The organism is Achromobacter sp. 1012554356, from assembly GCF_059760815.1.
Genome location: NZ_JCBANC010000129.1, coordinates 1 through 513 on the forward strand (window position 1 = coordinate 1; position 513 = coordinate 513).

1 protein-coding gene is annotated in these 513 nt (G+C 63.7%); it reads left to right on the top strand.

Annotated elements, in window-relative coordinates; all coding sequences use genetic code 11:
- The coding region (locus AC6LJW_RS29445; protein ID WP_498088975.1) for a putative Ig domain-containing protein at window positions 1-513 on the top strand (513 nt) is incomplete at both ends.

A 513-nucleotide genomic window follows, 5' to 3' on the forward strand; every position in this document is an offset into this window, starting at 1 on the left:
TCACGCTGAACGCTGACGGTTCCTACTCGTTTAACCCCGGCTCCGCGTTCAACAACCTGGGCGCCAACCAGACGGCCACGTCGTCGATCACCTACACCGTCTCCGATGGCGAAGGCGGCACGTCGACCGCGACCCTGACGGTCACGATCACGGGCACCAACGACACCCCGATCCTGACCCCGGGTGTCACGCTTGACGATCAATCCGGTAACGACGGCCAGGCCATCACCCCGGTCGACATCTCCGGTCAATTCTCGGATGTGGATACGGGCGATGTGCTCACGTACTCGGCCACCGGTCTGCCGCCCGGCCTGACCATCGATCCGAAGACCGGCATCATCTCCGGCACTTTGGACAAGTCGGCCTCGCAAGGTGGCAATGAGGGCGTCTACGCCGTCACCATCACCGCGACCGACAAGTCCGGCGCCTCGGTGTCGCAAGACTTCTCGTGGGACGTCAAGAACCCTGCCCCGACCGCGGTCAACGACACGGACAGCACCAACCAAGGCGTCA